The sequence below is a fragment of the Aeromicrobium sp. Leaf272 genome (genome assembly GCF_001422865.1).
In the GTDB taxonomy this organism is placed as follows: domain Bacteria; phylum Actinomycetota; class Actinomycetes; order Propionibacteriales; family Nocardioidaceae; genus Aeromicrobium.
The window spans coordinates 269,164-275,940 of record NZ_LMMY01000010.1; the positions used below are offsets into that span (position 1 = coordinate 269,164).

A 6,777-nucleotide genomic window follows, 5' to 3' on the forward strand; every position below is an offset into this window, starting at 1 on the left:
CCCGGGGCGACACACCTCTGTCCGCGGCTCAGGGCTCGATCAGCGCTTCCGGAGACGACGCATGACCCGCCCGGAGAAGCCCGAGTCGCGCACCTGCTCGCGCAAGGCAGCGAGCTGCTTGCGGGTGTGCTTGGCCTCCGCGCGCTCGTACCCCTCGAGGTCGTCGAGGCGCTGTCGGAGGGTCTGCAGCTGCGACAGGTCACGCTCGATCTGCTGCAGTCGCGCGCCCTGCTGGTCCAGACGCTCGAGCTGCGCAGAGCCGGCGTCCGCGGCGGTGAGCTGCTTCTCCAGCTCCCCGAGCTTCGCGAGAACGTCCGGGACACCCGGCGCCTTCGACGCGGGCTTCGGCTTCTCCGTGCGCACGACGCGCAGGACGTCCTGCCCGAGGTAGCGCTCCATCACCGTGGAGAGCTCGTCGTACTCGGGCACGGCTCGCTCGAGCGCGTCCCGGTGCGGCGTCACGTCCTCGTCGAACGTGCAGTACATCTTGAGCGACGTCGTGGCGATAGGTCGCAGACCGCCGCCGATCACGGCCTCCCACACGGCGGCCGAGACGCCTGGCGTGTGCTCGGAGCGGAAGTCGTCGAAGGCCACCACTCCCCCCGGCGCCAGGAGGGTACGGGCCGACTCGATGTCCACGACGACGTGTTCGTAGAGGTGCGAGGCATCGATGTGCATGAACCTGACCGAGCCCGGCGGCACGTGGTCGACGATCGCCGAGGACAGGTCCTGGACGATCACGGGAAGCTCGTCGTGCAGGGCGAGGTAGTTCGCCTCGAAGGCCTCGCGCGTGAGGTTGCGGTAGGAACCGTCGTTCTCGGCCTTGTTGTGCTCGTCCGTACTTCCACCGAACAGGTCGAGCGCCGTGAACGTCTCGCCGTTCTGCAGGTAGTCACCGACCAGCACGGCGCTGCGACCGAGATAGGTCCCGAGCTCGACGAGATTGCCCTCGCTCCTCACGGCCTCCTTGCCCAGGAAGTGTCGGAACGTGCACTGATCGGGCCAGAAGAACCAGCCGGGGATGTCGTGAAGTGTCCGGGGCTTCTCGGAGGTCATGTCACGAGAGCATAGGTGCGCAGCGCGTCCTTGCGAGTCCGCCGAGCGGGCCGGGCCACACCAGACCTGTCATCTCACGGCTGGAGCCGAGTGCGGTGCCAGCCGTCCTCGTGACGGAACAGCAGGCGGTCGTGCACGCGGTTGCGCCGGCCGTGCCAGAACTCGATGGTGGTCGGCACCAGGAGGTAGCCACCCCACGTCGACGGCCGTCGGACCTCGGCGTCTCCCGCCCGCTCGGTGGCCTCGCGCACCTGCTCCTCGAGGGCCGCGCGGTCGGCCACCGGCCGCGACTGGTGCGACGCGACTGCGCCCAGCTGGGCGCCCCGCGGCCGGCTCGCGAAGTAGGCGTCGCTCTCCTCCTCCGGCAGCCGCTCGACGCGTCCCTCCAGCCGCACCTGGCGCTGCACGGGGTGCCAGAGCAACGTGGCCGCGGCCCGCGGGTTCGCTGCCAGCTCCACTCCCTTGCGGGAGCTGTAGTGGGTGAAGAACGTGATGCCCCGGTCGTCGAGCCCCTTCATGAGCACCGTGCGGACCGACGGGAGACCATCGAGCGTGGCGGTGGCGAGCGCCATCGCGTTGGGCTCGGGCACCTGCGCGTCGACGACGTCGTCGAGCCACCGCCTCAGCAGGTCCATCGGGTCGTCACCGGCCGTGCCCTCGTCGAGTCCGGCGTTCTCGTACTCGCTGCGCATGGCCGCGAGCCGTGCCGCGTCGAGGGAGCCGGTCATGACCACCACGGTAGTGCGGCTCAGGACCACCGGCAGGACGCGCCGCACACAGGCCCTGCGGTCCAGGGCACAATGCAGCCATGGCTGAAGACGTGAAGGTTCACCACGGGCTCGAGGGCGTCATCGCGTTCGAGAGCGACATCGCCGAGCCCGACAAGGAAGGGTCCGCGCTGCGCTACCGCGGCGTCGACATCGACGACCTCGTGGGCCGCGTGCCGTTCGAGAAGATCTGGGGCCTCCTGGTCGACGGCCACTACGAGCCCGGCCTGCCGCCCGCCGAGCCGTTCCCCATCCCCGTGCACTCCGGCGACATCCGCGCCGACGTGCAGAGCGCCATCGCCCTCACCGCTCCGGCGTGGGGCCTTCGCCAGCTCTACGACATCGAGACCCCCGAGCAGGTCCGCGAGGACCTCTCCCGCACCGCCGTGATGATCCTGTCGTACGTGGCACAGGCCGCCCGCGGCGTCGGCAAGCCGATGGTGCCCCAGGCCGTCATCGACGAGCAGGCCACCATCGTCGAGCGGATGCTGATGCGCTGGCGCGGCGAGGTGAACCCCGACCACGCCAAGGCGATCGACGCCTACCTGGTCTCGGCCGCCGAGCACGGCATGAACGCCTCCACCTTCACCGCTCGCGTCATCGCCTCCACCGGTGCCGACGTGGCCGCAGCGCTCTCCGGTGCCGTCGGCGCCATGTCGGGCCCGCTGCACGGCGGTGCCCCCTCGCGCGTGCTGCACATGATCGAGCAGGTCGAGAAGTCCGGCGACGCCGAGGCCTACGTGAAGAACCTCCTCGACTCCGGCGAGCGCCTCATGGGCTTCGGCCACCGCGTCTACCGCGCCGAGGACCCCCGTGCCCGCACGCTGCGCCGCACCGCCAAGGAGCTCAACGCCCCCCGCGCCGAGGTGGCCGAGGCGCTCGAGCAGGCTGCACTCGCCGAGCTGCGTGCGCGCCGCCCCGACCGCGTCCTCGAGACCAACGTGGAGTTCTGGGCCGCGATCGTGCTCGACTTCGCCGAGGTGCCGCCGAACATGTTCACCGCGATGTTCACGTCGGCGCGCACCGCCGGCTGGAGCGCCCACATCCTGGAGCAGTACAACAAGGGCCGCCTCATCCGGCCCTCGTCGGTCTACACCGGCCCCGACCCCCGCAGCGCCGACGAGGTCGAGGGCTGGAACGAGGAGTGGGCGAAGGGCTGAGCCGAAGGTTCTGGCAAGACCGCTCACATCTGAGATGATCGGGCCGCGACCCTGCCGACCTCCGGAGCAAAGCGTTGACTCGAACTGCACGCCAGTGGGCCCGTGACATCTACCCGCGGCTGCCGCGGGCAGCGCGCCAACGGGTGTCCGAGGACCTGAAGCGCAAGCTGGTCCGGCCGGCTGGGCGTCCGACGACCAAGGCCGAACGCCGAGGTCTCCTCAGCGTGGTCATGCCGGTCTACAACGTCGAGACCTATCTCGCCGAGGCCATCGACAGCATCCTGGGCCAGTCCCATCGCAAGCTCGAGCTCATCCTCGTCGACGACGGATCGACCGACGGCTCTCCCGCCATCTGCCAGGGCTACGTCGAACGCGACGAGCGTGTCCGTCTCGTGGAGAAGGTCAACGGCGGGCTGGGCGCCGCCAGGAACACCGGCGTGCGCTTCGCGCGGGGCGAGTTCCTCGCCTTCGCCGACAGCGACGACATCGTCCTGCCCCGTGCCTACGAGCGCATGGTCACGTCGCTCCAGCGCTCGAAGTCCGACCTGGCGACGGGCAACGTCCAGCGCCAGCAGTCCGGCAACCGCTGGCAGGCCTGGAACCAGTCTCGGTCCCACGTGCAGACGCGTCGCTCCATCACCGTGGCTCAGGAACCTTCGCTGTTGTTCGACACCGTCGCCTGGAACAAGGTGTTCCGGACCGACTTCTTCCGACGTCACGCGATCCACTTCCCAGAGCGCAAGCTGTACGAGGACATGGCACCGATGTGCGAGGCCTTTCTGCTCGCCTCCGGCGTCGACGTCGTCGCGGAGCACGTGTACGTGTGGCGGATGCGCGACGAGGGCGACTCGATCTCGCAGCGTCGCATCGAGACCTCCAACCTGGCCGACAAGCTCGAGATGATCGCTACCGTCGACGGTCTGCTCAGGGCTCACGGCGAGACGACGGCCATGCGCGACACCTTCACGTTCAAGACGCTCGACGGCGATCTCTGGATCTACCTCCGCAGCATCGGTGCGGGCGCCTCACCTGCCCCAGAGTTCATCGCTCTCCTCGAAGCCGCCGTCCAGAGGTACTGGGTCGGCGCCCCGGCCGAGGTCAAGGCCAACACGTCCCAGGAGCGACGTGTGCTGTTCGAGCTGCTGGCTGCTCGCCGCGGCTCGGAGATCGAGGAGGTCCGTGACTGGTACCTCGAGCACGCGGACGCCCTTCCCCTCGTCGTCGAGGACGGGCGAGCGCGGATCGATCGGACAGCGTTCCCCGTCAGCACGGACGGCCTGGCGGTCGACGTCCTCGACGTGACCGGCGAACGGCCTCTCCGCGCGACCCTGACCCACGCCTCGTGGTCCGACCGGGAGACGCTTCGCCTCGAGGGCTACGCCTACATCCCTGCGGTCACCGACGGATCCCAGGAGATCGAGCTGCTCGCGAGGGCCACGGAGGACGCCCCTCCTCATGTCGTGGCGACGACGCGATGCGCCTCACCCGAGGCGAACGAGTGGGCCCGGGACCGGACACGACCCCACGATCGCGACGGCTTCGTCGCGATCGTGCCGCTCGCCCCGCTGATCGCGGACCTGCCGCACGGCGAGGCACGCACGTGGTCCTTTGCGGTCCGTGTGCGCCAGGACGGGCTCGAGCAGGAGACGCCGCTCGACACCATCTGGCGCGGAGGTTCCTGTGCGGTGCTCGGGACGACCCTGGCGAACGAGCAGGTGTCCGTCCGTGGCGTGACCGACGCGGGCAAGCCGCTGCGCCTCGTCGCGAAGACCGACGAGCTCCGGCTCCGCTCACTCTACGTCGACGGGCCGGCCGTCGTCGCCGACACCGTTTCCGACGTGCAGCTCGTCGCCGTCAGCCCCGACAGCAAGGCCGTGGTCCCCTTCCTCGACAACGGTGACGGGCCCGGCGTCGCCGCTGTCTTCCCGAGCCACCCCAGTCGGTACTGGACCACCTGGAAGCTCAAGGCACGCGACGCCGACGGGGAGCACCGTCCTGTGTCCTGGATCCCCCAGAACCGCAGTCACCACCGCTCCGGTCCTTTCGTCGCGGAGTTCAACCAGTGGGGCGAGGCCGTGGTGACCGAGCGCCGCGAAACGCTGCTGATCACGTCGAGCCGGTGCGAGGGCGACCACCTGGTGATCGAGGGCGAGTACTTCGACGACCAGCCCGCGGATGTCGAGATCGGTCTGGAGGCCGGATCCGCCCCCCTCGACCACTGGACCCACGTCGCGGTGGAAGGTCCTCGGTTCACCGTGCGACTGCCCCTGCACACCGAGGACGGCCGCGGCGTGGAGCGGGCCCTCCCCAGCGGCACCTACACCGTGGTCGCTCGCACCGTCCGGACCCACGACACCAGACAAGTGATCGTCTCGGCTGCGGGCGCTGTCCAGATGCCTCTGTACTTCCGGACCGATGCGATCCGGGGGCAGCTCGAGCGGGCCGCCCTCTCGCGAGTCACGCTCAAGCTCCAGCCGCCCGTCCCCGTCCCGGACCTCGGACGCCATGCGCTCGAGACCCATCGGCGCGCGTTCGGCGCCTCGGCGGTCGTCGAGCCCAGCGAGTCGGTCTTCTTCTCCGTCGACATGGGCGCGGGAGCCGCCGACAGCGCCCTGGCGATCCACCAGGAGATCTCGGCCCGCGGGCTGCCCCTGACCAGCTTCTGGGGAGTCAGCGACTACTCCGTCCAGGTACCTCACGGCGCCGTACCCGTGCTCAAGGGCACACGCACCTGGTACGAGGCGCTCGCTCGAGCGCGCTACGTCGTGAACAACTACGGGGGCCTCGACGGACTGCACCCTCGCGACCACCAGCGCCAGCTCCAGACCTGGCACGGCACTGCCCTGAAGCACGTGGGGGCCTCCGAGGCCAGCGCGCATCACGACGCCGAGCGACGTCTCCGCACCATCGCCGCGGAGTCCTCCTCCTGGAACGCCGTGGTGTCCCCGAGCCCGTACATGACCGAGCTGATCCGTTCGGAGTTCCTGTACGAGGGCCCGGTCCTGGAGACCGGTTACCCCCGGAACGACAGACTCGCCCGCGGGGACGACCGCACGTCGCTCCACAGGCGTCTGGGCATCGACCCCCAGTCACGGGTCCTGCTCTATGCACCGACCTTCCGTGAGGACCTTCGGTCCGGCTGGACCGCGTCCATGTTCGAGGGACTCGACCTGGATCGACTGTCCAGGCTGCTCGGTCCGGAGTGGACCATCGTCCTGCGCGGTCACAGCTTCAACGCTCGCCGAAGCGACGGTGACCGCTCACGCGGACGGGTCCTGGACCTCACCCGCCACCACGACGTGAACGATCTCTACCTCGCGTCCGACGTGCTGGTCACCGACTACTCGTCGGTGATGTTCGACTACGCCGTGACCGGTCGGCCGATGCACTTCTTCGTGCCCGACCTCGAGGCGTACGCGAGGCGACGCGGCATGTACATGGACCTGGCCGACATCGCCCCCGGCCCACTCGTCACGAGCGTCGGTGCCTTGGCGCGCGGGATCAAGAAGCAGGATGACCTGACCGACAGGTATCGGACGAGGTACGACCACTTCCGGGCCACCTACGCCCCCTGGGACGACGGGAAGGCTGCGGCGCGGGTCGTCGACCTGTTCTTCGAGGAGTCCTGACCCGCTCGTCGCGAACGAGCTTCGTCAGGAAACCTCGGGCTCGGCGACCGTGGGCCAGGTGCGCCAGGACGCGAGCCCGAAGAACGGTGCGAGCGAGTGATCGAAGACTGCTCGATTCCGGCCGTCCGCCGCGGCGTAGAGATCGACCTCGACACCCATCAGAGC

Annotated in this window: 4 protein-coding genes; 2 read left to right on the forward strand and 2 right to left on the reverse strand. The window is 69.5% G+C overall.

Going from position 1 to position 6,777, the window contains the following annotated elements; genetic code table 11:
* Positions 1-39: 39 nt before the first annotated feature.
* Together ASF38_RS06580 and pdxH are read right to left on the reverse strand one after the other, a co-directional pair.
* Complete coding sequence (locus ASF38_RS06580) at positions 40-1,056, reverse strand: class I SAM-dependent methyltransferase (protein WP_056574547.1); 1,017 nt, start codon at positions 1,054-1,056, stop codon at positions 40-42.
* 74 nt (positions 1,057-1,130) lie between these two features.
* Positions 1,131-1,784 (reverse strand): pyridoxamine 5'-phosphate oxidase, encoded by a 654-nt coding sequence (gene pdxH / locus ASF38_RS06585; protein WP_056574745.1) that lies wholly within the window; start codon positions 1,782-1,784, stop codon positions 1,131-1,133.
* 80 nt (positions 1,785-1,864) lie between these two features.
* Between pdxH and ASF38_RS06590 the strand changes: the two genes are divergently transcribed.
* Both ASF38_RS06590 and ASF38_RS06595 read left to right on the forward strand, forming a co-directional pair.
* Positions 1,865-2,983, forward strand: a complete 1,119-nt coding sequence (locus tag ASF38_RS06590; protein WP_055969195.1) for a citrate synthase 2 — start codon at positions 1,865-1,867, stop codon at positions 2,981-2,983.
* A gap of 74 nt (positions 2,984-3,057) precedes the next feature.
* Positions 3,058-6,612, forward strand: a complete 3,555-nt coding sequence (locus ASF38_RS06595) for a CDP-glycerol glycerophosphotransferase family protein (RefSeq protein ID WP_156366825.1) — start codon at positions 3,058-3,060, stop codon at positions 6,610-6,612.
* The last annotated feature ends 165 nt before the right edge of the window (positions 6,613-6,777 follow it).

What these genes read in the sequence shown, in the direction of transcription:
- ASF38_RS06580 (WP_056574547.1), bottom strand. Translation starts at nt 1,056, where the DNA reads ATGACCTCCGAGAAGCCCCGGACACTTCACGACATCCCCGGCTGGTTC.
- pdxH (WP_056574745.1), bottom strand. Translation starts at nt 1,784, where the DNA reads ATGACCGGCTCCCTCGACGCGGCACGGCTCGCGGCCATGCGCAGCGAG.
- ASF38_RS06590 (WP_055969195.1), top strand. Translation starts at nt 1,865, where the DNA reads ATGGCTGAAGACGTGAAGGTTCACCACGGGCTCGAGGGCGTCATCGCG.